At 39.1% G+C, this 25,352-nt stretch carries 24 protein-coding genes and 2 tRNA genes; 4 read left to right on the top strand and 22 right to left on the bottom strand.

The annotated features are described in order from the left end of the window. Positions 1-49 precede the first annotated feature (49 nt). Positions 50-1,306, top strand: a complete 1,257-nt coding sequence (locus ACLV7W_RS06505) for an ISL3 family transposase (protein WP_411865659.1) — start codon at positions 50-52, stop codon at positions 1,304-1,306. Between the two features lie 155 nt (positions 1,307-1,461). On the opposite strand, the gene tuf is transcribed toward ACLV7W_RS06505, so the two are convergent. Together tuf and ACLV7W_RS06515 are read right to left on the bottom strand one after the other, a co-directional pair. Further along, entirely contained in the window at positions 1,462-2,658 is a 1,197-nt protein-coding gene (gene tuf / locus ACLV7W_RS06510) for an elongation factor Tu (protein ID WP_001040726.1), read from the bottom strand. A 206-nt stretch (positions 2,659-2,864) separates the two neighbouring features. Continuing rightward, a complete protein-coding gene (locus tag ACLV7W_RS06515; protein WP_045606283.1) occupies positions 2,865-3,974 on the bottom strand; it encodes an AI-2E family transporter in 1,110 nt (369 codons plus the stop codon). 102 nt (positions 3,975-4,076) lie between these two features. Between ACLV7W_RS06515 and pbp3 the strand changes: the two genes are divergently transcribed. Further along, positions 4,077-5,318, top strand: coding sequence for a D-alanyl-D-alanine carboxypeptidase PBP3 (gene pbp3 / locus ACLV7W_RS06520; protein ID WP_411865660.1), 1,242 nt, complete (start codon positions 4,077-4,079; stop codon positions 5,316-5,318). A gap of 148 nt (positions 5,319-5,466) precedes the next feature. Here the strand turns inward: pbp3 and ACLV7W_RS06525 are convergent, their stop codons facing one another. Beyond that, the gene (locus ACLV7W_RS06525; RefSeq protein ID WP_411865661.1) at positions 5,467-5,658 is read right to left on the bottom strand and encodes a hypothetical protein; all 192 of its coding nucleotides are present in this window, start codon (positions 5,656-5,658) and stop codon (positions 5,467-5,469) included. On the opposite strand from ACLV7W_RS06525, the gene ACLV7W_RS06530 reads away from it, so the two are divergent. After that, positions 5,619-7,145: an IS1182 family transposase gene (locus ACLV7W_RS06530; protein ID WP_411865228.1), complete on the top strand. Its 1,527-nt coding sequence runs from the start codon at positions 5,619-5,621 to the stop codon at positions 7,143-7,145. The two genes, ACLV7W_RS06525 and ACLV7W_RS06530, sit on opposite strands and share 40 nt — an antisense overlap. 102 nt (positions 7,146-7,247) lie before the next feature. On the opposite strand, the gene sdbB is transcribed toward ACLV7W_RS06530, so the two are convergent. The 4 genes from sdbB to ACLV7W_RS06550 form a co-directional block, all read right to left on the bottom strand. Next, positions 7,248-7,814 (bottom strand): thiol-disulfide oxidoreductase-associated lipoprotein SdbB, encoded by a 567-nt coding sequence (gene sdbB / locus ACLV7W_RS06535; RefSeq protein WP_084887243.1) that lies wholly within the window; start codon positions 7,812-7,814, stop codon positions 7,248-7,250. A gap of 11 nt (positions 7,815-7,825) precedes the next feature. Further along, positions 7,826-8,533: a thiol-disulfide oxidoreductase-associated membrane protein CcdA2 gene (gene ccdA2, locus ACLV7W_RS06540; RefSeq protein ID WP_049544270.1), complete on the bottom strand. Its 708-nt coding sequence runs from the start codon at positions 8,531-8,533 to the stop codon at positions 7,826-7,828. A 213-nt stretch (positions 8,534-8,746) separates the two neighbouring features. Then, positions 8,747-9,022: an HU family DNA-binding protein gene (locus ACLV7W_RS06545; RefSeq protein ID WP_001284642.1), complete on the bottom strand. Its 276-nt coding sequence runs from the start codon at positions 9,020-9,022 to the stop codon at positions 8,747-8,749. Between the two features lie 107 nt (positions 9,023-9,129). Beyond that, on the bottom strand, positions 9,130-9,969 hold the full coding sequence (locus ACLV7W_RS06550) for a DegV family protein (RefSeq protein ID WP_411865662.1): 840 nt from the start codon (positions 9,967-9,969) through the stop codon (positions 9,130-9,132). A gap of 140 nt (positions 9,970-10,109) precedes the next feature. Between ACLV7W_RS06550 and ACLV7W_RS06555 the strand changes: the two genes are divergently transcribed. After that, positions 10,110-10,958, top strand: coding sequence for a YitT family protein (locus ACLV7W_RS06555; protein ID WP_411865663.1), 849 nt, complete (start codon positions 10,110-10,112; stop codon positions 10,956-10,958). 30 nt (positions 10,959-10,988) lie between these two features. Here ACLV7W_RS06555 and ACLV7W_RS06560 read toward each other — a convergent pair whose 3' ends face one another. The 15 genes from ACLV7W_RS06560 to ACLV7W_RS06630 form a co-directional block, all read right to left on the bottom strand. Further along, a complete protein-coding gene (locus tag ACLV7W_RS06560; protein WP_411865664.1) occupies positions 10,989-12,380 on the bottom strand; it encodes an APC family permease in 1,392 nt (463 codons plus the stop codon). Positions 12,381-12,504: 124 nt separating this feature from the next. Then, a complete protein-coding gene (gene sufB / locus ACLV7W_RS06565; protein ID WP_000797050.1) occupies positions 12,505-13,917 on the bottom strand; it encodes a Fe-S cluster assembly protein SufB in 1,413 nt (470 codons plus the stop codon). A 57-nt stretch (positions 13,918-13,974) separates the two neighbouring features. Continuing rightward, on the bottom strand, positions 13,975-14,415 hold the full coding sequence (sufU, locus tag ACLV7W_RS06570; RefSeq protein ID WP_001218470.1) for a Fe-S cluster assembly sulfur transfer protein SufU: 441 nt from the start codon (positions 14,413-14,415) through the stop codon (positions 13,975-13,977). Beyond that, a complete protein-coding gene (locus ACLV7W_RS06575; RefSeq protein WP_411865665.1) occupies positions 14,402-15,628 on the bottom strand; it encodes a cysteine desulfurase in 1,227 nt (408 codons plus the stop codon). The genes sufU and ACLV7W_RS06575 overlap by 14 nt, the downstream gene beginning before the upstream one ends. A 10-nt stretch (positions 15,629-15,638) precedes the next feature. After that, positions 15,639-16,901: a Fe-S cluster assembly protein SufD gene (gene sufD, locus ACLV7W_RS06580; RefSeq protein WP_411865666.1), complete on the bottom strand. Its 1,263-nt coding sequence runs from the start codon at positions 16,899-16,901 to the stop codon at positions 15,639-15,641. 27 nt (positions 16,902-16,928) lie between these two features. Next, entirely contained in the window at positions 16,929-17,699 is a 771-nt protein-coding gene (gene sufC, locus ACLV7W_RS06585; RefSeq protein WP_000114489.1) for a Fe-S cluster assembly ATPase SufC, read from the bottom strand. A 256-nt stretch (positions 17,700-17,955) separates the two neighbouring features. Then, the gene (locus tag ACLV7W_RS06590; protein ID WP_001081601.1) at positions 17,956-18,150 is read right to left on the bottom strand and encodes a DUF3272 domain-containing protein; all 195 of its coding nucleotides are present in this window, start codon (positions 18,148-18,150) and stop codon (positions 17,956-17,958) included. A 27-nt stretch (positions 18,151-18,177) separates the two neighbouring features. Next, the gene (dnaX, locus tag ACLV7W_RS06595; protein WP_411865667.1) at positions 18,178-19,833 is read right to left on the bottom strand and encodes a DNA polymerase III subunit gamma/tau; all 1,656 of its coding nucleotides are present in this window, start codon (positions 19,831-19,833) and stop codon (positions 18,178-18,180) included. After that, on the bottom strand, positions 19,833-20,330 hold the full coding sequence (locus ACLV7W_RS06600) for a GAF domain-containing protein (RefSeq protein WP_084930115.1): 498 nt from the start codon (positions 20,328-20,330) through the stop codon (positions 19,833-19,835). Before ACLV7W_RS06600 ends, dnaX begins: the two co-directional genes overlap by 1 nt. A gap of 85 nt (positions 20,331-20,415) precedes the next feature. Further along, positions 20,416-21,618 carry a 30S ribosomal protein S1 gene (gene rpsA / locus ACLV7W_RS06605; protein WP_001001631.1) on the bottom strand — a complete coding sequence of 401 codons (1,203 nt, stop codon included), beginning with the start codon at positions 21,616-21,618 and terminating at the stop codon, positions 20,416-20,418. Positions 21,619-21,779: 161 nt separating this feature from the next. After that, positions 21,780-21,851, bottom strand: a tRNA-Gln gene (locus ACLV7W_RS06610). A gap of 9 nt (positions 21,852-21,860) precedes the next feature. Further along, a tRNA-Tyr gene (locus ACLV7W_RS06615) sits at positions 21,861-21,941 on the bottom strand. Positions 21,942-21,990: 49 nt separating this feature from the next. Continuing rightward, positions 21,991-22,221 (bottom strand): DUF2969 domain-containing protein, encoded by a 231-nt coding sequence (locus tag ACLV7W_RS06620; protein WP_000037113.1) that lies wholly within the window; start codon positions 22,219-22,221, stop codon positions 21,991-21,993. A gap of 97 nt (positions 22,222-22,318) precedes the next feature. Beyond that, on the bottom strand, positions 22,319-24,286 hold the full coding sequence (locus ACLV7W_RS06625) for a peptide ABC transporter substrate-binding protein (protein WP_084930114.1): 1,968 nt from the start codon (positions 24,284-24,286) through the stop codon (positions 22,319-22,321). 22 nt (positions 24,287-24,308) lie between these two features. After that, the gene (locus ACLV7W_RS06630; protein WP_084930113.1) at positions 24,309-25,331 is read right to left on the bottom strand and encodes a branched-chain amino acid aminotransferase; all 1,023 of its coding nucleotides are present in this window, start codon (positions 25,329-25,331) and stop codon (positions 24,309-24,311) included. Positions 25,332-25,352 lie beyond the last annotated feature (21 nt).

A 25,352-nucleotide genomic window follows, 5' to 3' on the forward strand; every position in this document is an offset into this window, starting at 1 on the left:
CATATCATCTATAATGAAAAGCGACCAAACTATCATTAGAAAGAATCATATGGAACAATTACATTTTATCACAAAACTACTCGACATTAAAGACCCCAATATCCAAATTATAGATATCATCAATAGGGATACACTCAGGGAAATCATTGCTAAATTGGACTACGATGCCCCATCTTGTCCTGATTGTGGAAGTCAAATGAAGAAATATGACTTTCAAAAACCGTCTAAGATCCCTTACCTCGAAACAACTGGTATGCCTACTAGAATTCTCCTTAAAAAACGCCGTTTTAAGTGCTATCAGTGCTCTAAAATGACGGTCACTGAGACTCCTCTAGTAAAGAAAAATCATCAAATCCCTCGTATCATTAATCAAAAAATTGCTCAAAAGCTGATTGAAAAGACTTCTTTGACCGATATTGCTCATCAGCTTGGCATTTCAACTTCAACTGTTATTCGCAAGCTCAATGACTTTCACTTTAAGCATGATTTTTCTCGCCTTCCACAGATTATGTCCTGGGACGAGTATACCTTTACAAAGGGAAAGATGAGTTTCATTGCGCAAGATTTTGATAATCTTAATATCATCACTGTTCTTGAGGGACGAACACAAGCTGTCATCCGAAATCACTTTCTTCTATACGATAGAGCCGTTCGTTGTCAGGTGAAAATCATTACTATGGATATGTTTAGTCCCTACTATGACTTAGTTAGAAAACTTTTTCCGTGTGCTAAAATCGTTCTAAATCGCTTTCACATTATTCAACACTTAAGCCGTGCTATGAGTCGTGTGCGTGTCCAAATCATAAATCAGTTTCATCGAAAGTCTCATGAATACAAGGCTATCAAGCGCTACTGGAAACTCATCCAACAGGATAGTCGTAAACTTAGCGATAAACGTTTTTATCGTCCTACTTTTCGCATGCACTTGACGAATAAAGAGATTTTAGACAAGCTTTTGGGCTATTCAGAGGACTTGAAACACCACTACCATCTCTATCAACTCTTGCTGTTTCACTTTCAGGACAAGAAGCCTGACAAATTTTTCGGACTCATTGAAGACAATCTGCAGCAGGTTCATCCTCTTTTTCAGACTGTCTTTAAAACATTCCTCAAAGATAAAGAGAAGATTGTCAATGCCCTTCAACTACCCTATTCAAACGCCAAATTAGAAGCGACCAATAATCTCATCAAACTTATCAAGCGCAATGCCTTTGGATTTCGAAACTTTGAAAACTTCAAAAAAAGGATTTTTATCGCTCTAAACATCAAAAAAGAAAGGACGAAATTTGTCCTTTCTCGAGCTTAGCTTTTCTTCAACCCACTACAGTTGACAAAGAGCCTTTTAAAAAGCTAGAGTTCCGCAATTGGAAATCTCTAGCTTTTTTGTGGCTGAGAACTATTTTGTCTCAGATTCTTTTAGTGTCTGACTTAAATAATTGTTCTTCTGGGAACTAAATCGAATTAAGCTTCGATTTCTGTAACCATACCTGAACCAACAGTACGTCCACCCTCACGGATAGAGAATGTAGTACCTTGTTCTACGGCGATTGGGTGGATCAACTCAACGTCGATTGTCACGTTATCACCAGGCATTACCATTTCAGTACCTGCTGGAAGTTCGATTGAACCTGTAACGTCAGTAGTACGGAAGTAGAATTGTGGACGGTAGTTGTTGAAGAATGGAGTGTGACGTCCACCTTCTTCTTTAGTAAGGATGTAAACTTCACCTTTGAATTTAGTGTGTGGGTTGATTGAACCTGGTTTAGCGATAACTTGTCCACGTTCGATTTCGTCACGTTGAACACCACGAAGAAGGACACCTACGTTATCTCCGGCAAGACCTTCGTCAAGTTGTTTACGGAACATTTCAACACCAGTAACAACTGCTTTTTGAGTTTCTTCTTTGATACCAACGATTTCGATCTCGTCGTTGACTTTAACGATACCACGGTCGATACGTCCTGAAGCAACTGTACCACGTCCAGTGATTGAGAATACGTCTTCGACTGGAAGAAGCAATGGTTTGTCAGTGTCACGTTCTGGTTCTGGGATGTACTCATCAACTGTGTTCATCAATTCCATAACGATGTCTTCGTATTTAGTGTCACCTTCAAGGGCTTTAAGAGCTGAACCTTGGATAACTGGAAGATCGTCACCTGGGAAGTCGTATTCTGACAATAGGTCACGGATTTCCATTTCAACCAATTCAAGCAATTCTTCGTCGTCAACCAAGTCAACTTTGTTCATGAAGACGATAAGGTGTTTAACACCAACCTGACGTGAAAGAAGGATGTGCTCACGAGTTTGTGGCATTGGTCCGTCAGTTGAAGCTACTACAAGGATAGCTCCGTCCATTTGAGCGGCACCAGTGATCATGTTTTTAACGTAGTCCGCGTGTCCTGGAGCGTCGATGTGAGCGTAGTGACGTTTTTCAGTTTCGTACTCAACGTGCGCAGTGTTGATAGTGATACCGCGTTCGCGTTCTTCTGGAGCAGCATCGATAGACGCATAGTCTTTAGGTTGGTTAACTGATGAAGGCAAGCGACGTGCCAAAACAGTTGTGATAGCTGCTGTCAAAGTAGTTTTACCGTGGTCAACGTGTCCGATAGTACCAATGTTAACGTGTGGTTTACTACGATCGTATTTTTCTTTTGCCATTTGAGTAAAAGCCTCCAATAAAATATATTTTATAGATAGACAGTAGGCAATACAGTCTAACTTTCCTTACTATTTTATCAAATTTCAGCTAAATTGCAAGTGTTTTACAAAGTTTTTGTGAATTATTCTTAATCTGCTAATCTAAACGGTAATTCTACTCCTATCACTTCTTTAATGAAAAAGAAAAATCAGGAATTTCCTGACTTTTACTTAGCTAATTCTCTTTCTCGTTCTTTCATTATTTTATGATTTTCATACAAGCGTGATAAAAACTTAGAAATTTCTTTTAAGATAGAATAGGTTGGTACTGCGACAATCATACCAATGACACCATAGATATTACTTGATAACAAAAGTAATACTAAAATCGTAATTGGATGAACCTTCATCACACCACCAACGATTCGAGGGTAAAGAATATTTCCATCCACTTGTTGAATAATCAGCATATAAACAACTGCAATCAGCATTCTATGGGGATCAGTAAAGACATTGGCGATAATCATCGGAATCAGACCAATACTTGGTCCTACATAAGGAATGAGATTGGCTAATCCTGAAAAGATAGCGAAAACCAAAGCGTATTTCAAACCGATTACACTATATCCGATAAAGGCCAAACAGCCAATAATAATCGCATCAATGGCAACTCCACTAATATAGCGAGCGATTGTAGCATTCAAATTTTTTAAAAGACCTGTAATATGTAACTTATCTCGCTTTAAAACAGTACGCTCAAGCATCGGCAAGAATTTGTGACCATCTAACAAAAAATAAATTAAAAATACAGGGGTCATGATAATAATCAAAACAGTACTAAAGAGCGCAGATAGGACACTTCCAACACTATTGGTAACACTATTTAGAATATTTTGTAGAATATCTACATAGGAGAGATTTAACTGTTGAATAGTCGCTTGAATATCTAAATTTTGAAAGGCTGGATAAGTAGATAAATCCACAATCAAATCTTGCAAACGACTATAAATTGTCTGACTTGTTGCAATCAAACTGGTCAACTGATTAATCAAAATCGGTAAGAGATAGACTACTCCAATAACTAGCCCCCAAACCAAGGCACACAAGGTTAGTAGAATACCAATGATACGGTTAATTTTGAAATACTTTTGTAAAAAATTTACAATAGGATTGGTCAAATAGTATAAAAAACCACCTAAAAGAAAGGGAATCATGATAGTGTTTGCGACGCTTACAAAAGGTGTAATAATCGCTCCCATCTCTCTCCATAAATAAAAGATGATGGTTAATAGTAAAATCTCACTGGTCCAAAAAAATAATTTATTCTTACGAAACATGAAGTACCTCCATTCATCTATTTTACCACACTTTCAAAAAAGCTTCTTTCTTATATCATGAAACTGGGAATATTTTTTTCTTTATGATAGAATAAACTTACTATGAAAAAAATAATTTTAACTCTCCTAAGCCTTTCCGTTATTGGGGCAGCATCTACTGTTGATGCTCAAGATTTTAATATTGCTGCTAAACATGCAATTGCTGTTGAGGCAAATACCGGTAAAATTCTCTATGAGAAAGATGCAACCCAGCCAGTTGAAATTGCTTCGATCACAAAATTGATTACTGTTTATCTTGTCTATGAAGCCTTGGAAAACGGTAGTATTACACTATCAACTCCGGTAGATATCTCTGATTATCCATACAAATTAACGACAAATTCTGAAGCGAGTAACGTTCCTATGGAGGCTCGTAATTATACCGTCGAACAACTACTTGAAGCAACATTAGTATCCAGTGCTAACAGTGCAGCTATAGCCCTAGCTGAGAAAATTGCTGGCTCAGAAAAAGATTTCGTCGATATGATGCGTGCAAAACTCTTGGAATGGGGAATTCAGGATGCCACTGTTGTTAATACAACGGGCCTTAACAATGAGACTCTAGGGGATAACATTTACCCAGGCTCTAAAAAAGATGAGGAAAATAAACTCAGTGCATATGATGTCGCTATCGTTGCTCGCAACCTCATCAAAAAATACCCACAAGTCTTGGAAATCACCAAAAAAACTTCTTCTACTTTTGCTGGAATGACAATCACTTCTACCAACTATATGTTAGAAGGCATGCCTGCTCATCGTGGTGGTTTTGATGGACTTAAGACAGGGACAACAGACAAGGCTGGAGAATCTTTTGTTGGTACTACCGTCGAAAAAGGGATGAGGGTTATCACAGTTGTTTTGAATGCAGATCATCAAGACAATAATCCTTACGCTCGTTTCACAGCTACATCTTCACTAATGGATTATATCTCTTCTACATTCACACTTCGTAAAATCGTTCAGAAAGGTGATGCTTATCAAGATAGCAAAGCCCCTGTACAAGATGGAAAAGAAGATACTGTCACTGCTGTTGCCAAAGATGATATCACTCTAATTGAACGTGTTGGGGGACAATCGTCCCAAACTATTCAATTCACACCTGATTCTAAGGCAATACCAGCACCACTTGAAGCCGGAACTGTGGTTGGACATTTGACTTATGAAGACAAGGACTTGATTGGTCAAGGTTACATCACCACAGAACGTCCTAGTTTTGAAATGGTAGCAGAAAAGAAAGTTGAAAAAGCCTTCTTCTTAAAAGTTTGGTGGAATCAGTTTATCCGCTTCATCAACGAAAAATTATGATATTATAAACTTCTTAAAGCTAAAAAATTAATATTATATTTAAAAAGAACTGAGTCTGAATTGTAATGAGCTCTTCTTTTTAAAACTTTTATTTATAGATATCGCTTTGAATTATAATAAAATTTATCCTATACAGAACGAAACTTGGTTAACAATAGAACTTAATTACAGCAAAAAGAGTCTGGGACAATAGTCCCTTATCTCCAAAAAAAGCAACGGATTTGCCGTTGCTTTTTTGCATGGTTACGATAGTCTTGGTAAAATAGAATTGCTTAATAAACCATTTAGAAAGGTTATCCCATGCATATTTACTATAACACAAATCAAACAACTTTACCACTAGAAATCAGTTCTTTCTTACCACAAGACCATCTCATCTTTACTATTGAAAAAGTGGTGAATACCTTGGAGGATTGTCACTTCCATGCCTTCTATCATGCCTTTGGTCGCCCGTCTTATCACCCTAAAATGCTTATAGCTACTCTTCTATTTGCCTATTCACAAGGGATTTTCTCTGGACGAAAAATCGAAAAAATGATGATTGAAAACCTCGCTATGCAGTACCTAACAGGACCGTTGGTTGTCAGCTACCGCACCATCAATCGTTTTCGAGTCGCTGAAGAGATGGAAGAACTCATACGTAATCTTTTCATGGACCTCAATCTTCGTTTAAAAATGGAAGAGTTAGTGACCTTAAATTGTCTGTTTATTGACGGGACTAAGATTGAAGCCAATGCCAACAAGTATAGTTTTGTGTGGAAGAAAGCGACAGAGAAATTCTCCGCCAAACTGCAAGAACAGATACAGAACTATTTTCAAGAAGAAATCACTCCCCTTATCTATCAAGCTATCGAACTGGATACACAAGAGCCTATCTCCTCAGAGCAGTTGCTTGCATTCGCTCAAGTCCTTGAAGGAGAATTGAAAAAATTGAACCAGGACATTGAGGAGACACCCGTTAAAGGGAAGGATGAACGTAAAACCCCGCGTCGTAAACTCAAGGAAGTCTTGCGTAAAGTCAAGGAGGATTTTTCAGTACGTGCTGAAAAGTATAAGAAGTATCAAGAGACATTTGAAGGGCGCAACAGCTTTTCCAAAACCGATCCAGATGACACTTTTATGCGAATGAAAGAAGATTATATGAAAAATGGCCAACTCAAGGCTGCTTATAATCTTCAAATCGCTACTGAAAACCAATTTGTTCTTCACTATGATGTCTTCTCAAATCCGACAGACACCAAGACTCTTCTGCCATTCCTTGAAACCTATCCGCATGACTTGAAGACAGTTGTTGCAGATGCTGGATATGGAAGTGAAGAGAACCTCCTTCGTTTAGATGAAAAGGGGGTGAACCATCTGATTAAATATGCCATGTTTGACAAGGAACAGAAGAGAGGGTATAAACAGTCAGCTAGAAACTTAGCGAATTGGCACTATGATGACAAGGAGGATAGCTACACACATCCTGATAGCTGGTGCTATCGTTTTCACCATATCAAACATCAGAAAACACAGACGGACTTTCAACAGGAAATCAAGGTTTACTACGCTGATGAACCTGAATCAGCCCCTCAAAAGGGACTGTATATGAACGGACGCTATCAAAACTTGAAAGCTAAAGAATGTCAGGCGCTTTTATCTCCCGAAGGAAGACAGATTTTCGCTCAACGTAAGATTGATGTGGAACCTGTCTTTGGGCAGATAAAGGCTTGTTTGGGTTACAAGAGATGTAATCTGAGAGGGAAGCGTCAAGTGAGAATTGACATGGGATTGATACTTATGGCCAATAACCTCCTCAAATACAATAAGAGAACGACTCAAAATTAAAAAGCTAGAGTTCCGCAATTGGAAATCTCTAGCTTTTTTGTGGCTGAGAACTATTTTGTCTCAGGTTCTTGATTATATAAATACTATTTTAAAACCTTGATTCTAGTTCATTTCTTTAAAGGCTGCTTCTGCATCCGCATTACTGATAGCACCAAATTGTATCTTTCCAATCTTTCCTTGACTGTCAATCAGGTATTCTGTAGGAATGCTTCGAATTTGATAAGCTTGGAATGTGGTTGCTTTTGTGTCATAAAGAACTGGGATATCCTTATAACCTTGATCTTGGAACCATTGTGGGAATTGCTCGACAGTTTTTTCACCTTGAATTCCTGGTGCAATGACACTAAGAATTTCAAAATCACGATCTGGTTTTGCAGCTAATTCCATCAACTCTGGCATACTTTTTTTACATGGACCACACCATGAAGCCCAAAACTTCAAATAAACCTTTTTACCCTTATAATCAGATAACTTCACTTCTTTGCCATCCATTGATTGCAAGGTAAAATCTGGCGCCTCTTTCCCAACAGCAATTTGTTGTACAGTCGTTTGTTGCTGTTGTTTTGGGGATTGTTCTGGTGCTTTAGTCTTTTTAGTCTCTTCCTCACCACAGGCTATCAATACGACTAATGACAAGAGGCTTAAGCCAGCAAACATTACTTTTTTCATCTTTTTCTCCTTTATTCAAAAATTCCAGCTAGAACATTTACTTGTCCTAATAGTAATAAAACTCCCATTAAAATAATAAGGAAGCCACCAATTTTCTTCAGTAGCATCATATGACGTTTAATTTTACTAAAATATGGCATAACTACACCAGAAGCTAGAGCCAAAACCAAGAAAGGAATGGCCATCCCCAGAGTGTAAATTAAGGTATAGATCGCTCCTTGCCAAGCACCATTACCTCCAGAAGCGGCAAGCGCTAAAACAGAACTTAAAACTGGACCAATACAAGGCGTCCAACCAAAGCTAAAGGTAATACCGAGTAAAAAGGCTGACCAATAACGATTGGGTGCTGATTTCTTAAAAGTAAAACTTTTTTGAATCTCTAATTTCTTAAAATGAAAAATTTCCATCTGGTGTAAACCTAAGATGATGATAATCGTACCCATGGTATAGCGAAACCAATTGGCATAGAGAATATTACCAAAGTAACCAGCACCAAATCCTAAGATAAAGAAAATGAGTGAAATGCCTGCGATAAAGCAAAGAGTTCGAATCAGACCTGACCAGGCAACCTTTCTCCCAAATAAAGAAAAGCTTTTTGCGCTTTCCTGATCATCCAGCAAAATTCCAGTATAAACAGGTAACAGAGGGAATATACAAGGGGAAAAGAAGGACAAGATCCCTGCTAAAAAAACGGAGATTGAAAATACTATCGTTTCCAATAAAGAACCAACTTTCTTAATAATTCATATCCTATTTTACTATAATCAATTTCATTTGTATGATTTCTGCTACGCAATTTGAATTAGGCAGTATTTGAAATATTTGTTCCGGTACTAGTTCATTCAGATTCTGCCCCTTTTTTGCCCTCTATACACAAAAAAGCCTATTGACCAAGCTCAAAAACTTGATACAATAGGCTTTTTAAAGGCTGATTATTTAACAGCGTCTTTAAGAGCTTTACCAGCTTTGAATGCTGGTACTTTAGAAGCTGCAATTGTGATTTCTTTACCAGTTTGTGGGTTGCGACCTTTACGTGCAGCACGCTCACGAACTTCAAAGTTACCAAAACCGATCAATTGAACTTTTTCACCAGCTGCAAGGTAGTCAGCTACTGCTGAGAATACAGCTTCAACTGCTGCTGCTGAGTCTTTCTTAGTCAATTCTGTAGCTTCTGCTACTTTAGCGATCAAATCTTGTTTGTTTGCCATGTTAATGATTCCTCCAATTTAATTTCTAATTAACAATTATAATCATATCCTAAAATCCCTTTTAGGTCAAGTTAAAAACGCTATTTCTTCCCATTTTATTTATTTTTTTAAGAGTAGTAACGTACTAAAATAGCCCAAGCGTTCTCACCCGTGTGAGTTTGAATAATAGAGCCCGTTTCCAAAACTGAAATTGGCTTTTCAACATAAGCTTGTAAGCTTTCTTTCATCTCTTTGGCCCAATCAGCACTACCAGAATATGAAATTCCAATCTCTGCTACAGAACGTTCAGAGAGCGATTTTATCAACTCATCTAACCATTTTTTAAAAGTTTTAGCTCCACGACCTTTAACGATTGGCTGCAATTCATGGTCTTTCATCTGCATGACAACACGTATATTGAGAAGTGAGCTCAACAATCCAGTTACACGCCCAATTCGTCCACCTTTAACAAGATTTTCCAAAGTCGAAACACCAATATAGAGTTCTGTGTGGTTTTTAACCTCTTCTACATGAGATAAGATTTCCTCCAACTCTTTGCCTTCTTGTGCTAACTTCGCAGCCTCAACAACCTGGAATTTCAGGGCTTGGTCAGTGAAGGAACTATCAATAACTGTCACGTCGGCAGTAGATAAACTAGCACCCTGGCGCGCTGCTTCTACAGTACCAGAAAGAGCATGGGACATATGAATAGCAAGAATCTGGCTACCATCCTTGCATAGGTCTTCAAAAACTTCAGCGAAGACACCTACAGGGGGCTGGCTTGTTTTCGGGAGGTTCTTACTTACTTGCATCAACTGAAGAAATTTACCTTCTTCTTTCAAATCCGCATCAGAATAAACAACATTATCAATCATTACAGATAACGGAACAACAGTGATATCTAATTGTTTTACTAGTTCAGGTTCAATAGTAACAGATGAATCGGTTACAATCTTAATTTTTGTCATAGTATCAATCTTTCTATTTTAGGATTCAGATTGGTTTTCTTACTTTTAATTATATCAAAAAAAGATTAAAAATCCTAATGGAGTCATTCAAATTTTCCTTAAAAATTTGATATAATCTACTTATAAGAAAAGAGGTTCCTATGATTAAAAAAATTTACCCCATTTTAACCATTTTACTAGGTGCTGCTATTTATGCTTTTGGTCTGACTTATTTTGTAGTTCCCCATCATCTCTTTGAAGGAGGGGCGACAGGTATTACCCTCATCACCTTTTATCTTTTTAAAATCCCTGTTTCGCTCATGAACTTGCTGATTAATATTCCTCTTTTCATCCTAGCTTGGAAGATTTTTGGAGCAAAATCTCTCTATTCTAGTTTACTAGGAACCTTAGCCTTGTCCGCCTGGTTGGCTTTTTTTGAGCGTATTCCCCTTCATATTGATCTTCAAGGTGATTTACTGATCACAGCCCTTATAGCTGGGATTCTATTGGGAATTGGGCTCGGAATTATCTTCAATGCTGGTGGGACAACTGGTGGAACTGATATTGTAGCTCGTATTATCAATAAATACACTCATATATCTATGGGAAAACTGCTTTTTATCTTAGATTTTTGTATTCTCATGCTTATTCTCCTAATCTTTAAGGATCTGAGATTAGTTACCTACACGCTCTTATTTGATTTTATCGTTTCTCGTGTTATTGATTTGATCGGCGAAGGTGGCTATGCAGGTAAAGGATTTATGATTATCACAAAACGTCCTGACCAACTTGCTAAGGCGATTAATGATGACCTAGGTAGAGGCGTTACTTTCATCTCAGGTCAAGGTTATTATAGTCGAGAAGATTTAAAAATCATTTACTGTATTGTCGGAAGAAATGAAATTGTTAAAATGAAGGAAATGATTCATCGAATCGATCCTCAAGCCTTTATAACTATTACAGAAGCCCATGAAATCCTAGGAGAAGGATTTACATATATAAAAGAGTAAGTAAAAAACTGGGAAGTTCCAGCTTTTTCTTTATTCAGAAAGTGTAGAATGACGATAGCCATAAGTAAAGTAAATCACAAGTCCAACTACAAGAGCAATTCCAAACGCAATCCATGTTTCTACACTATATTGAAGCATAAAGGAAAGACAGATTAGAATCGAGAGAATCGGTAACAAGGGAACTAGGGGAGTTTTGAATTCTCCTTCTTTAGGCATTCCCTTATCCTTTCTAAGTTTTATAATTCCATAAGCCAATAAGATAAGATAAGTAAGCGTACAAATATTTAGAAAGGCTGCAATACTAGCCAGTGGAAACACTCCTGCTGCAATTGCAGAAGCAACTCCAGTTAAGATGGTCGCATTTTTAGGAACACGACTTGTTTTGCTTAATTGCTTAAAACTTCGAGGTAAAAGACCATCACGTGCTAAACTGTAAATCATACGCGATAAGGCATAAGTCATAGAAATACACACTGTTATTAAGGTTAAAATGGCCACTAATGACACATAATTAGCTGCCCAACCAATTCCTATACTTCGCAATGAAAATGCTACAGCATCATCCACATTGAGTTGGCTGTAGTGAACAATCCCTGTCAATACTAATGTAACCAGAGCATAGAGAATCGTTACGATTGTCAAAGACAAAACAATACCTCGTGGGACATTCTTTTGTGGATTTTGAATTTCATCAACAGCCATCGAAATAGATTCAAACCCTAGGAAACCAAAGAACATCAAAGATGCTCCTGCCATTATTCCAGTACTTCCACCATAAATTTGACCAAAACCAAAGGGAGCAAAGTTGGACCAATTTTCTGGTTTAATATACCAGATACCAACTAGAATAAACAAAGCGAGAGCAGAGAATTTCAAGATAACTAGAAGCGAATTAAAACGCAAAGCTGCCTTGGAATTTAATAAAACTAAACCGGTTACCAGTGTCAATACCAAAATAGGTAAAAGGTCTATATAGGTACCCTGCTCAGGGTTAAAGGTCCCATTCAAGGCTTGAGGCATTGAAATACTATAGTTACTGAGCAAGCCTTTAAAATAAGCTGCCCAGCCAGAGGCCACACCAGAAACTGCTGTCATGAATTCCATGATGGTCAACCAACCAGCAATCCAAGCTGGTAATTCACCCAAAATTGCATACAAATAACTATAAGCACCACCAGTTGCAGGAACACGAGAGGCAAACTCTGCGAAAAAGAGGGCGGATAAAGAAACACTCAGGGCAGAAATCACTATAGATACAACCAGCGACGGACCAGCAAGCGTTGCTGCTGCGGTTCCTGTAATAGTAAAAATCCCAGTTCCTACCATGGCACCGATTCCTAATAAAATCAAATCCCATACTTTTAAATGACGGTGCATTTCAGTACGTCCCAAACTAAGATCTTTAGTTCTAAAAATATTCATACTTCATCTCCATCAAATATGATTGTTTTATTTTATCATATAAAAGGAATTTTGTGAATATTTATAAGATGATTTTTCAAAAAAATCTGAACAGAAATAATTTCTGTTCAGATTATACATATTCTTACCCAACTGATCCTTCCATTTCATAGCTAATCAAACGGTTCAGCTCAACTGCATATTCCATTGGAAGTTCTTTTGTAAAGGGTTCTACAAATCCCATGACAATCATCTCAGTTGCTTCAGATTCTGACAATCCACGGCTCATGAGATAATAGAGTTGCTCTTCTGAAATCTTAGATACCTTAGCTTCGTGTTCCAAAGCGACTTGTGAGTTGTGAATTTCATTAAACGGAATAGTATCTGATGCTGATAAGTCATCCATGATAATGGTATCACACTCGATGTGAGAAACAGACTTCTTAGAGTTTTTGTTAAAGGTTACCTGTCCACGGTAGTCAACCTTTCCTCCGCCTTTAGCGATGGATTTAGACACAATAGACGAGCTGGTATGTGGAGCATTGTGGATCATCTTAGCACCCGTATCTTGGTGTTGCCCTGCATTGGCAAAAGCGATAGAGAGCATGGTACCACGCGCCCCTTCTCCATCAAGGTAAACAGATGGGTATTTCATGGTTGTTTTGGCACCCAAGTTACCATCAATCCACTCAACAGTGGCATCCTTTTGAGCCTTCGCACGTTTTGTAACCAAGTTATAGACGTTATCAGACCAGTTTTGGATGGTTGTATAACGCATATAAGCACCATCTAAGGCAAAGATTTCTACGATGGCAGCATGCAAGCTGTTACTTGAATAAGTTGGTGCTGTACATCCTTCTACATAATGGACACTTGCTCCCTCATCAACGATAATCAAGGTACGTTCAAACTGACCAGTATTTTCGTTATTGATACGGAAGTAAGTTTGAAGAGGAATATCTACCTTGACCCCTTTTGGTACGTAGATAAAGGTTCCACCAGACCATACTGCTGAGTTAAGGGCTGCCAACTTGTTATCAGTCGGCGGTACCAACTTCGCAAAGTATTGTTTAAACAAGTCTGGGTATTCCTTGAGGGCAGAATCCGTATCTGTAAAGATAATCCCCAATTTCTGGAACTCTTCCTTCATGTTGTGGTAAACCACTTCTGACTCGTACTGGGCAGAGGCACCTGCTAAATAAGCACGCTCAGCTTCCGGAATCCCGATACGTTCAAAGGTTTCTTTGATTTTTTCAGGAACGTCATCCCATGAACGGGCTGGTTTGTCAGATGGTTTTTGGTAGTAGATCAAGTCATCAAAATCAATCTCTGACAAGTCTGCTCCCCAAGTTTGCATGGGCATTTTTTTGAAGGTTTCATAAGACTTCAAACGGAATTCTAGCATCCACTCAGGTTCTCCCTTAGCAGCTGATAGTTCACGAATGACATCTTCATTCAATCCTTTTCCTGTCGATAGGACAGGCTCTACATCATCATGGAAACCAAATTTATATTCACCAAGGTCAATTGGTTTTGGTTCTACTCTTTCTTCAGCCATAATATCCTTTCTTTCATTCTTCATTTCTACTGATTCATAAGACAAAAGAATCTTGCCTTACTTGTTTTCTTGATTTTCAATTGTTTTCTTCAGGGCGTTCCAAGCTAGTGTTGCACACTTGATTCGTTGAGGGAATTTGGCAACACCTGACAAGAAAGTTGCATCGCCTAGTTGGTCTTGGCGTTCATCTTTTTGCCCTTGAACCATTTCAGAAAAAATAGTTGCAAGTTCTAAAATTTCTTGTTTAGTTTTTCCTAAAACTGCGTCCGTCATCATACTAGCAGATGCTGTAGAGATGGTGCAACCTGAGTTTATAAAAGCGATATCCTCCAAACGATCCTCTGCATCAAACTTGACAGAGAGATTGATGACATCTCCACAGGTCGGATTATTGAGACTGATTTGTTCAGCGTCTTCTAACTTCCCTTGGTGATGTGGATTTTTCGAATGGTCCGCTACCACTGCCATATAAAGGCTATCTAGTTTAGAAAGTGCCATTGAAAAACTCCTTTGTCTTTTGTAAGGCATCGACTAGCTTGTCGCAATCTGCCTTGGTATTGTAGATATAAAAACTTGCACGAGCTGTAGCTGGAACGTCCAAATACTGGAGCAAGGGTTGAGCACAGTGGTGACCCGCACGAACTGCCACTCCCTCATAATCCAAAGCAGTCGCAAGGTCGTGCGGATGAAGATCACCTAGGTTAAAGGCAATGACACCTGAACGTTGAGCCAAGTCCTGCGAACCATAAATGGTCAATCCTTCAATCGCCTGCAGTTTTGGGTAGACGTATGCAATCAATTCTTGTTCATGGGCTTCAATCACATCCATACCAATCTTTTCTAGATAATCCACTGCTGCTGCCAGTCCGATTGCACCTGCCATATTGGGAGTTCCTGCCTCGAATTTCCAAGGTAATTCCTTCCAACTAGCAGACTGCTCATAGACGAAATCAATCATCTCACCGCCAAATTCAACTGGTGACATTTGTTCCAGATACTTTTCTTTACCGTAAAGAACACCGATACCAGTCGGACCAGCCATCTTGTGACCTGAAAAGGCAAAGAAGTCCACATCCAAATCCTGGACATCAATCTTCATATGGGGTGTAGACTGAGCACCATCCACCACCATGATGGCACCAACTTGATGGGCCATTTGCGTGATTTCTTTAATCGGATTGACTACACCAAGAACATTTGAGGCGTGAGCTAGCGAAACAAACTTGACCTTGTCAGTCAATTTAGCTCGCAAATCATCCATATCCAGAGCTCCATTCTTGAGATAGACATAGACAAGCTCTGCCCCAGTCTTACGGCAGGCTTCCTGCCATGGAATGATATTAGAATGGTGTTCCATGACAGAAATCAAAACCTGATCTCCCTCTGTCAAGACTTCCTCAGCATAACGCGCTACCCAGTTAAGACTGGTTGTCGTTCCTCTGGTAAAGAGAACTTCCTTTGTAGAGCCTGCATTAATAAACTTACGAATGGTTTCACGGGCAGCTTCATAAGATGCTGTCGCTCTCTCAGCCAAGGTATGAACGCCACGATGAACATTGGCATTATCATGTTCATAGTAGCGGTTAATCGTTTCTAGAACTGCTAGTGGTTTTTGTGTCGTCGCAGCATTGTCCAAATAGACCAATGGTTCATCATTAATAATCTGATCTAAAATTGGAAAATCCTTGCGAATCGCTTCTACATCTAACATAGGCTACCCCTTAGCGTTTTGACAATTTTTCTTCGATAGTTGCAATCATTTCATCACGAACTTCTTTGACTGGAATCTCAACGATAACGGAGCCAAGGAAACCACGAACAACCAAGCGTTCTGCAGTTGCCTTATCCAAGCCACGGCTCATGAGGTAGTACATGTCTTCTGGATCCACCTGACCGATAGAAGCTGCATGACCTGCAGTAACATCATTTTCATCAATCAAAAGAATTGGATTGGCATCTGAACGCGCTTGGTCTGAAAGCATAAGAACACGGCTCTCTTGTTGCGCATCTGCTCCCTTAGCACCCTTGATAATGTGGCCAATACCATTGAAGGTCAAGGTTGCTTTTTCAAGAATAACCCCATGTTGTAGGATATTTCCGATTGAGTTGCAACCATAGTTAGTTACTCGGGTATCAATCCCTTGTACCTGACGGCCACTTGAAAGAGCTACGACTTTAAGATCCGCATGGCTACCATTACCAATCAAGTCGCTATCAAAGTCAGCAACAACGTTTCCTTCGTTCATAACACCAATCGCCCAGTCAATACTTGCATCATTGCCTAATTTACCACGACGGCTAATGTAGGCAGTGACGTTTTCACCTAGACGGTCAATAGCCGCAAACTTCACTTGAGCTCCAGAACGAGCAATCACTTCTACTGTAATATTAGCAGTTGCTTTGGCACTTCCTTCACCGCGTGACTCTAAACGCTCCAGATAACTAATCTTAGAGTTTTTACCAGCGATAATCATAATATGCTTGTTAAACGGCACATCGCTATCGCTGTCTTGATAGAAAATTCCTTCGATTGGTTCAGCAATTTCAACATTATCAGGAATATAGAGAACAGCACCACTATTGAAATAAGCTGTATGGTAGGCTGCCAACTTGTCATCGTCATACTTAACAGATGACATGAAGAATTCTTCGATCAGCTCTGGAATTTCTTCTAAAGCTGAATGGAAATCTGTGAAGACAACACCCTGTTCAGCTAACTCAACTGGAGTTTGCTCAAAAACAGTTTGAGTTCCTACTTGCACCAACTTCAAGTGATTATCTAGTGCAGTGAAATCTGAAACATTTGCTGATGGCTCACTTTCTGTAATCGTTCCATCACCCAGATTCCAACGGTGGAATTTGACACGCTCAATAACTGGTAATTCTAGACTCTCAATCTTATCAAAAGCTTTTTGACGGATGTCAGCCAACCAGCTTGGTTCAGCGTGCATTTCTGAAAAAAGTTTAATATTTTCTTTAGTCATTTACTTCTCCTAAAAGATACGAGGGAATTACAATTCTTCCTTGTAGTCGTAGCCAAGTTCTTCAGCTAGTTTTGCGTATCCTTCACGTTCCAAACGCGCAGCCAATTCTGGGCCACCAGAAAGAACAACACGACCTTCCATCATAACGTGTACCACATCTGGTGTGATATAGTTCAAAAGACGTTGGTAGTGAGTAATAATCATAGCACCAAAGCCTTCGCCACGCATAGCATTGACACCTTTAGACACAACTTTAAGAGCGTCAATATCAAGACCAGAGTCAATCTCATCCAAAAGGGCGAAAGTTGGTTCCAACATCAAGAGTTGAAGAATTTCATTACGTTTTTTCTCACCACCAGAGAAACCTTCGTTTAGGTAACGCTCTGCCATTTCTTCTTTCATGTTGAGCAATTCCATTTTCTCATCCAGTTTAGTAATGAACTCACGAACTGAAATCTTTTCATCATCTTCCTTACCAGCATTCATGGCTGCACGAAGAAACTCAGCATTGGTAATTCCAGGAATTTCTGATGGATATTGCATTGCAAGGAAAAGTCCCATACGCGCACGCTCGTCCACTTCCAACTCAAGGATGTTTACGCCATCAAACAAAACTTCACCTTTGGTAACTTCATAGTTTGGATTTCCCATGATAGCGGCAGAAAGAGTTGATTTACCAGTACCATTTGGTCCCATGATAGCGGCGATTTCTCCTGTTTTAAGGGTCAGGTTAACCCCTTTTAAAATTTCTTTTCCTTCAATCTCGACGTGAAGATCTTTGATCTCTAATACTGACATGATAGTTCCTTTCTTTTTCAAGGCCTTTACAGTACTTACTAGAAACATAGTTGATTTCCCTAGAAAATACGGAAATACTCAATGAAAATCAAAGAGCAAACTAGGAAGCTAGCCGCAGGCTGTACTTGAGTACGGCAAGGCGAAGCTGACACGGTTTGAATTTGATTTTCGAAGAGTATAAAAGGTCAATAAATATACTTTTATAGTATAACAAAAAAAAGCCTAAAAGGCTTTGATTTTGTCTAGAAGCTGAGGACTAGTCTTTTCCTTTTAAATGCTGGTCAATGATATCTACAATCTTGCCCATCAAGTAACTGACTCGAAAATTTCTAAAGAGTAAAATGGCCCAAAAGGCTGCCATAATATAGCGACCAGTCATCCAGGCTTCATTGAAAAAATAGGTCTCAGCAGCTGTAAACAGCGCGATGATAATAAATTGTTGTCTATTCATAAACTTATTGTATCATGAAATCTTTCTTTAGTCTTCCTCTACCTTCACTTTATCAGCCAAAAATTCAAATCCTTCTGGAATCAGGCTTTCTTCTGCTTCTTTTTCAGTTTGAGAAGATTTGGATTTGGCTGAAAAGGCTGCGCGAACTTCTTTCCATTCCTCCATGGAAATGGCTAAAATCTCAGGTGAAAAACCTGCTGCCTGACTGAGGATGTTACCAAACATAGTGTTGAGATTGTCCCGTTTCATGGTTTGACCAGCATTGAAGTTAGACTCAAAAGCAAGAATGGCATGGTGTTCATTGGCCGCAACTGGTTGAGAACCAACTAGCAGAGCCTTATCGGGACCTCCAAGACTTTCAATCACCTCTCCCCAGGCATTCTGCAAGCGAATCAGATTTTGACGTGCTAAATCAGGATTTTCAACGGCCTCTTGTAGGATAGATTGAACCTTATTGCGATCCACACGATAGATTGTCTTGCCCGCTGCTGGGCGACTTGGAGCTGGACTGGTTGGCTTAGATACAGTTCCCACATTTGCGAGTTCTTGTTTGAGACGGGCGACTTCCTGTCTCAGTGCAGAAATTTCACTTTCAACAGCTCCTGAAAGAGCTGGTTCAGGCTTAACCTCCGCCAACCGAATAGTCATCATCTCAGCATAAATCTTAGGTTGCAAACTAGACTTAATATCTGCTAAACTAACTGTCGCCAAACGAATCATTTCAAACAAATTTTCTTGATGAATTGCCAAATTCTTAACAAAGACTGGACTATGATGAGTGTTTTCTCCACCTGTTTGAACAATTAACAAATCTCTTAAATAGTGCAAAAGGTCGGTCACAAAACGAGTCATGCTCTTACCATTCTCAAAGAGAAGATTTAAGCATGCTAGGGCCTTGGGAACATCCTGCTGAGATAAGGCAGCCACATAATCATCCAAGGCTGACAGACTAATAGTTCCTGTAATTTCTTCAGAGATGGCAGTCGTCAACTCGTTTCCCTGTGTCAAACTCAGGGCTTGATCCAAAATAGACAAGGCGTCTCGCATCCCACCTTCAGCGCGTCTGGCAATGATTTCCACAGCCTCTGGTTCAGAACTGATATTTTCTTTTTCTAAGATATAGTGGATATGTTCCTTAATATCCTGTGTTTTAATCGATTTAAATTCAAAACGTTGCACACGGGATAGAATAGTGGCAGGAATCTTGTGCAATTCAGTAGTGGCCAAAATAAAGACCACATTCTGTGTTGGCTCTTCCAGCGTCTTTAGGAGGGCATTAAAAGCTCCTGTAGACAGCATGTGAACCTCATCTATGATATAAACCTTATAACGAGCAAGGCTAGGCGCATAGGTAGATTTATCACGAATTTCACGGATTTCATCCACCCCGTTATTAGAGGCAGCATCCATTTCAATGACATCTTCTAAACTACCATCTGTCACTGCTTGACAAATATAGCAGTTATTACAAGGTTCACCACCCACTTGATTTGGACAGTTCATAGCTTTGGCAAAAATCTTGGCTACACTGGTTTTTCCCGTTCCCCGTGGACCAGAAAAAAGATAAGCATGACTTATTTTCTCTTGCTCCACTGCTTGTTTAAGAGTCTTAGCCACAACTTCCTGTCCAACCAACTGGGAGAAGTTTTGACTTCTATATTTTCGATAAAGTGCTTGATACATTAGGCTTTCTCCTCAAACATTGTAAAGTCCCATTCTGTCATTTCAAGCAAAATAGCGACAAATTGTTCCAAATAATCTCGATCCATAGCATCATAATCATCAACCTTTGAAGAATCCAGATCCAGAACTCCAAGTAGTTGACCATTCTTTATCATTGGGACAACAATTTCACTTTTAGCTCGACTATCACAAGAAATATAGTTGGGATAAGTTGTTACATCACCAACCAGAACAGTTTCCTGAAAGTAGGCTGCCTCCCCACAAACACCTTTGCCTAGTGCAATACGGATGCAGGAAACGCCTCCTTGGAAGGGACCTAAAACCAATTCCTTTCCATCGAATAAATAAAAGCCTGCAAATACAGTATTAGGAAAGTGCGATTTTAAAAGAGCACTGGCGTTGGAAAGATTAGCCAAAACATTGTTTTCGCCTTCCAATAAAAAAGAGAGCTCCTCATTTAACATTTGATAACGTGATTTTTTTTCTGATTCTAACATAGGACTATTATATCAAAAAAGGCTTACAGACAAAAGAAAAATCCCTTGTTTAGTAAACAAAGGATTTTGTGAATTTTCAATTTGATTAAAGTTCGATATCACCGAACAAGTCAGCCATTGAGAATCCTGTTTGTGTTTCTGGAAGTTCGAAATCACGTTTTTCTTGACGTTTTGGACGACGTGGACGAGCAGCACGTTTTTCTTCTTTTTGTCCTTCTTCTTGAGCTGGACGCTCTTCAAGAGCTTTGATAGAAAGTGATACGCGCTCTGCATCTGCGTTAACTTCAAGAACTTTAACTTGAACTTCTTGACCAACTTTAAGAGCTTCTTTTGGATTTTCAATACGTTTGTGTGAAATTTGTGATACGTGAACAAGTCCATCGATACCTGGCAATACTTCAACAAATGCACCGAAGTCAGTCAAACGTTTAACTGTTCCTTCTACTACATCACCTTTAGCCAATTTTTGCTCAACGCCATCCCATGGTCCAGGTGTTGTTGCTTTAAGTGAAAGTGATACGCGTCCTTCTTCTTCGTTAAGATCAAGGATTTTCACTTCAATTTCTTCACCAACAGTTACAACTGATTTTGGTGATACGTTACGTTCGTGTGACAATTCAGTCAAGTGAACCAATCCGTCAACACCACCAAGGTCGATGAAAGCACCGAAGCTTGTGATACGTGCAACTTTACCAGTTACAACATCACCAACAGCCAATTTACCGAATACTTCAGCACGAGCTGCTGCTGTAGCTGCTTCAACAACTTCACGACGTGAAAGGATGAAGCGGTTTTCTTTAGCGTCAACTTCTTTGATTTTAGCATCAAATTCTTGACCTACAAAACGCTCAGTGTTACGTACGAAACGAGTATCCAACATTGAAGCTGGGATAAATCCACGAACACCTTCAAATTCTACTGAAAGTCCACCTTTAACGGCACGAGTTCCTTTAACAGTAACAACTTCTTCTTCGCGACCAACAAGTTTGTCCCATGCTTTGCGAGCTTCAAGGCGTTTTTTAGATACAAGGTATGTAACTGTATCAGTATCTTTACCAACTACTTGACGAAGTACAAGAACATCCAATACTTCTCCTACTTTAACAAAGTCATTGATATCTGCATCGCGATCGTTCGTCAATTCGCGAAGAGTCAAGACACCTTCAACACCAGTTCCAGAGATTGCAACGTTAGCTTGAGTCGCATCAACTGTCAATACTTCAGCACTAACAACATCACCAGTCTCAACTTGGCTAACGCTATTTAGCAAATCTTCAAATTCGTTCATCTAAAAAATCCTCCAACAATCAAGTTTTTCTTAAACTTGACATACTTATAATTTTTTTCCTAAGCACCCGCAAGGACATGTTCATATCGTTCACGTCTTTCAATTATAAAAATAAAATACCCTAAGATATTTTGATTTTTATCTTGATTATTACCTAAGAACTGGGGTAGCTGGATTCGAACCAACGCATGAGGGAGTCAAAGTCCCTTGCCTTACCGCTTGGCTATACCCCATTGATGAAATGGAGAGAGAGGGATTCGAACCCCCGAACCCGAAGGAGCGGATTTACAGTCCGCCGCGTTTAGCCTCTTCGCTATCTCTCCTACAATCAACATGGACCATTATATCATGAAAATTTCAAAAAAACAAGACTTATTTTGCTAAATTATAATTTTCAATCAAAATTTCCACAGCTTTTTCCAATTTTTTATAAAAACTATCGACATTCCCATTCTTTATAATGGCAAATTGTCCATCTAATTCGGCAATTTCTCCGATAACTTTTTTACCGATAGTCAATGTATAACCTTCAAAACTGTCTTTTCCTACATTAACCTTGGCATCTGCTACTTGAATTTCAATTTTTTTATCTTTCTTACTCATTTCATACCTCTCTTCACTTTTTCTATTTTACAAGAAAATCCTAAAACTAGCAAGAAAAAACTCTACATCAGGCTTGTCTGATATAGAGTTCTCCGCTTTATTTAATGTGTTTTTCTAGTTCTTTTTGGTACTTACCATTTGATTCCAATTTTTCTTTTTGCCATTTTTTCAGTGCTTCTTCATATTCTTTTGTCGTAACGATATCTTTTTGCAATTTCATTCCTTTAAAGATATATGGGTCACCCTTAATACCAACTTGTGAGTATGGTTTTGAGAATGGCACTACATTACTTACAACTGGAGAACCGCCAGATGAGGCTGTCGGCATCAATAATGAACTATCTGTCAACCAAGCTTGAGCCTTAGCATATTTTTCATAGCGCTCTTCAAGATTCGTAGTTTCTGAATCGGCATCATCCAATAATTTCTTATATTGGTCCAAACCAAGTTTAGCTACAACATCCTTATCTTTCCCTTTAGTAATACCAAGGTGTTTCATAGCAGAACCTGATTTAGGATCCATGATATTCAAGTAAGATGCTGGGTCTTGATAGCTTGGAGCCCATCCTGTACTGTTCAAATCATAGTCTTTTTGAGAAGGAACACGCGCTTGTGAAGTGATTGTTTCCTTTTCATTATCAGTCATTTGAAGAACATCGATGACAACATTTTCAGCACCAAGAGTTGATTCAATTGACTGTTTGAAAGAGTTACTTTGTTGAACGGCGATGGTGTCTGTTTGTTCAACTGGGACATCCAAGTGAATTGGGAAAGTTACCCCTTTAGATTCCAAGTCTTTCTTAGCTTTTTCGAACGCAGCTTTAGCCTTATCAGGGTTGTAGATAGAATCCTTACCGTCAACTAGCTCAACACCTTTCCACTGGTCACCATAGTTCACCAACTCTGCTTGAGCGATTTGACCAAAGTTTTTCCCACCTGCTTGTACAAAGTTGTCAGGAACAAGGCTGTTACGAATAATCTTATCCGCACCGTCTTCACCATTTAGCTGGGCAGCATAAGAATGGCGGTTGAAGGCAAAGTTGATAGCCTGACGGAAGTCCTTATTAAGCATAGCTTCTTTAGTAGAAGTCTTTTGCTCTTCACTTGTTTTCGCAGTTTTATTATATGACTGACGATTTACGTTAAAGGTGAAGTAATAACTACTTGAGTCCTGTGGGCTATAAGTGATTTTATCTCCGTATTGTTCCAAAGTTGAAGCAAAGTTTGAGCTACTTGGGAAGAGACGGGCTGTCGTATAGGCACCTGAAGAGAAGCTACGAATCAACGATTCCTGATCAGAACCATCGTAGTAGGTCAATTTGATTTTCTCGATTTTTACCTTTTCTTTATCCCAGTAGTTTGGATTTTTCTCGTATTCGATTAACGATTTAGATGTCAAGGTCTTCAAGATATAAGGACCATTGTAAAGAATCCCTGCTGGAGTAACTGCTCCATAATCTTTACCTGATGCCTTCAAAAACTCTTCATTTACAGGCAACATCGTTGCTGTTGTGACTTTAGAGTTCCAGAAACTTTCTGGTTTATTTAGGGTATATTCAACTGTATAATCGTCCAAGGCCTTAACACCAACTGTAGAGAAATCATTGGTCTCACCAGTCATGTAGGCATCCAAGCCCTTGATTGAATTTTGGATGAGAGAGACACCGTCTGACTTTCCGTCAGCTACGTGTTTTAGTCCTGTCACAAAGTCATGGGCTGTTACTTCTGCATATTCTTCGCCTTCTGATGTGTACCATTTAACTCCTTTACGAAGTTTATAGGTATAAGTCAAACCATCTTTTGAGACAGACCAATCTTCAGCTAAGGAAGGAATAACATTTCCGTATTGGTCATTTTCCATCAATCCATCAACCACATTCCCGATGACATCTGTTGTAGATGTACGAGTCGCTACACTATAGTCCAAAGACGCAGGATCTACTGCATAGACATATGAAAATGTTGTCGGTGCATCTGCTTCTTTATCAGCTTTTCCACAAGCCGCTAATAGAGCTGTTGTGCTCAGGACCACTCCTGCTGTTAAAAGCCACTTTTTCGATTTCATAAAAAATCTCCTTTAGTTAATTTTAATCTACTTTTACAATCCAACTTTCTGGCGCTTCAATATCACCAAACTGAATTCCTGTCAATTCATCATATAATTTACGAGTCACAGGGCCTACTTCTGTTTCACTATAGAATACATGGAAATCATCACCGTGTTGAATACCTCCAATTGGAGAAATAACCGCTGCTGTACCACAGGCACCTGCCTCTACAAAACGGTCAAGGTTATCAATCGGGACATCCCCCTCAATAGGAGTTAAGCCCAAGCGATGTTCTGCCAAATAAAGCAAAGAATACTTGGTAATAGATGGCAAGATAGAAGGACTCAATGGTGTTACAAATTCATTATCAGCTGTAATTCCAAAGAAGTTAGCTGATCCGACTTCTTCAATCTTTGTATGAGTTGATGGGTCTAGATAGATAACATCTGAGAAATGACGTGACTTGGCCAATTTCCCTGGCAAGAGACTGGCAGCATAGTTCCCACCAACCTTAGCCGCACCTGTACCATTTGGAGCGGCACGGTCGTATTCATCCTGAATCAAGAAGTTGGTTGGAACCAATCCACCCTTAAAGTAATTTCCAACTGGCATAGCAAAGATGGTGAAAATGTATTCCTCTGCTGGTTTAACCCCAATAATATCTCCGACACCAATCAAAAGAGGGCGAAGATATAAGGTTCCACCTGTTCCGTATGGTGGTACATATTCTTCATTCGCACGAACAACTGCTTTACAAGCTTCTACAAACATTTCTGTTGGAACTTGTGGCATCAAGAGACGATCACAAGTACGTTGCAGACGTTTGGCATTTTCATCAGGACGGAACAGTTGAACACTACCATCCTTAGTACGATAAGCTTTTAAACCTTCAAATGCTTGTTGACCATAGTGAAGACTTGGAGAAGACTCTGAAATATGCAAGATTGCATCTTCTGTCAACTCTCCTTGATCCCATTGTCCATTTTTAAAATGAGCAATATAGCGATAAGGTAATTTCATATAGGAAAAACCGAGATTTTCCCAATCAATCGTTACTGTCATATTCCACTCCTTATTCTAAAA

The organism is Streptococcus mitis (genome assembly GCF_965111735.1).
GTDB classification, from domain to species: Bacteria; Bacillota; Bacilli; order Lactobacillales; family Streptococcaceae; genus Streptococcus; species Streptococcus mitis_DR.

Excerpts from the sequence above, each read along its gene's own strand:
- ACLV7W_RS06505 (WP_411865659.1), top strand. The coding sequence starts at position 50 with ATGGAACAATTACATTTTATCACAAAACTACTCGACATTAAAGACCCC.
- tuf (WP_001040726.1), bottom strand. The coding sequence starts at position 2,658 with ATGGCAAAAGAAAAATACGATCGTAGTAAACCACACGTTAACATTGGT.
- ACLV7W_RS06515 (WP_045606283.1), bottom strand. The coding sequence starts at position 3,974 with ATGTTTCGTAAGAATAAATTATTTTTTTGGACCAGTGAGATTTTACTA.
- pbp3 (WP_411865660.1), top strand. The coding sequence starts at position 4,077 with ATGAAAAAAATAATTTTAACTCTCCTAAGCCTTTCCGTTATTGGGGCA.
- ACLV7W_RS06530 (WP_411865228.1), top strand. The coding sequence starts at position 5,619 with ATGCATATTTACTATAACACAAATCAAACAACTTTACCACTAGAAATC.
- sdbB (WP_084887243.1), bottom strand. The coding sequence starts at position 7,814 with ATGAAAAAAGTAATGTTTGCTGGCTTAAGCCTCTTGTCATTAGTCGTA.
- ACLV7W_RS06545 (WP_001284642.1), bottom strand. The coding sequence starts at position 9,022 with ATGGCAAACAAACAAGATTTGATCGCTAAAGTAGCAGAAGCTACAGAA.
- ACLV7W_RS06550 (WP_411865662.1), bottom strand. The coding sequence starts at position 9,969 with ATGACAAAAATTAAGATTGTAACCGATTCATCTGTTACTATTGAACCT.
- ACLV7W_RS06555 (WP_411865663.1), top strand. The coding sequence starts at position 10,110 with ATGATTAAAAAAATTTACCCCATTTTAACCATTTTACTAGGTGCTGCT.
- ACLV7W_RS06560 (WP_411865664.1), bottom strand. The coding sequence starts at position 12,380 with ATGAATATTTTTAGAACTAAAGATCTTAGTTTGGGACGTACTGAAATG.
- sufB (WP_000797050.1), bottom strand. The coding sequence starts at position 13,917 with ATGGCTGAAGAAAGAGTAGAACCAAAACCAATTGACCTTGGTGAATAT.
- sufU (WP_001218470.1), bottom strand. The coding sequence starts at position 14,415 with ATGGCACTTTCTAAACTAGATAGCCTTTATATGGCAGTGGTAGCGGAC.
- ACLV7W_RS06575 (WP_411865665.1), bottom strand. The coding sequence starts at position 15,628 with ATGTTAGATGTAGAAGCGATTCGCAAGGATTTTCCAATTTTAGATCAG.
- sufD (WP_411865666.1), bottom strand. The coding sequence starts at position 16,901 with ATGACTAAAGAAAATATTAAACTTTTTTCAGAAATGCACGCTGAACCA.
- sufC (WP_000114489.1), bottom strand. The coding sequence starts at position 17,699 with ATGTCAGTATTAGAGATCAAAGATCTTCACGTCGAGATTGAAGGAAAA.
- ACLV7W_RS06590 (WP_001081601.1), bottom strand. The coding sequence starts at position 18,150 with ATGAATAGACAACAATTTATTATCATCGCGCTGTTTACAGCTGCTGAG.
- dnaX (WP_411865667.1), bottom strand. The coding sequence starts at position 19,833 with ATGTATCAAGCACTTTATCGAAAATATAGAAGTCAAAACTTCTCCCAG.
- ACLV7W_RS06600 (WP_084930115.1), bottom strand. The coding sequence starts at position 20,330 with ATGTTAGAATCAGAAAAAAAATCACGTTATCAAATGTTAAATGAGGAG.
- rpsA (WP_001001631.1), bottom strand. The coding sequence starts at position 21,618 with ATGAACGAATTTGAAGATTTGCTAAATAGCGTTAGCCAAGTTGAGACT.
- ACLV7W_RS06620 (WP_000037113.1), bottom strand. The coding sequence starts at position 22,221 with ATGAGTAAGAAAGATAAAAAAATTGAAATTCAAGTAGCAGATGCCAAG.
- ACLV7W_RS06625 (WP_084930114.1), bottom strand. The coding sequence starts at position 24,286 with ATGAAATCGAAAAAGTGGCTTTTAACAGCAGGAGTGGTCCTGAGCACA.
- ACLV7W_RS06630 (WP_084930113.1), bottom strand. The coding sequence starts at position 25,331 with ATGACAGTAACGATTGATTGGGAAAATCTCGGTTTTTCCTATATGAAA.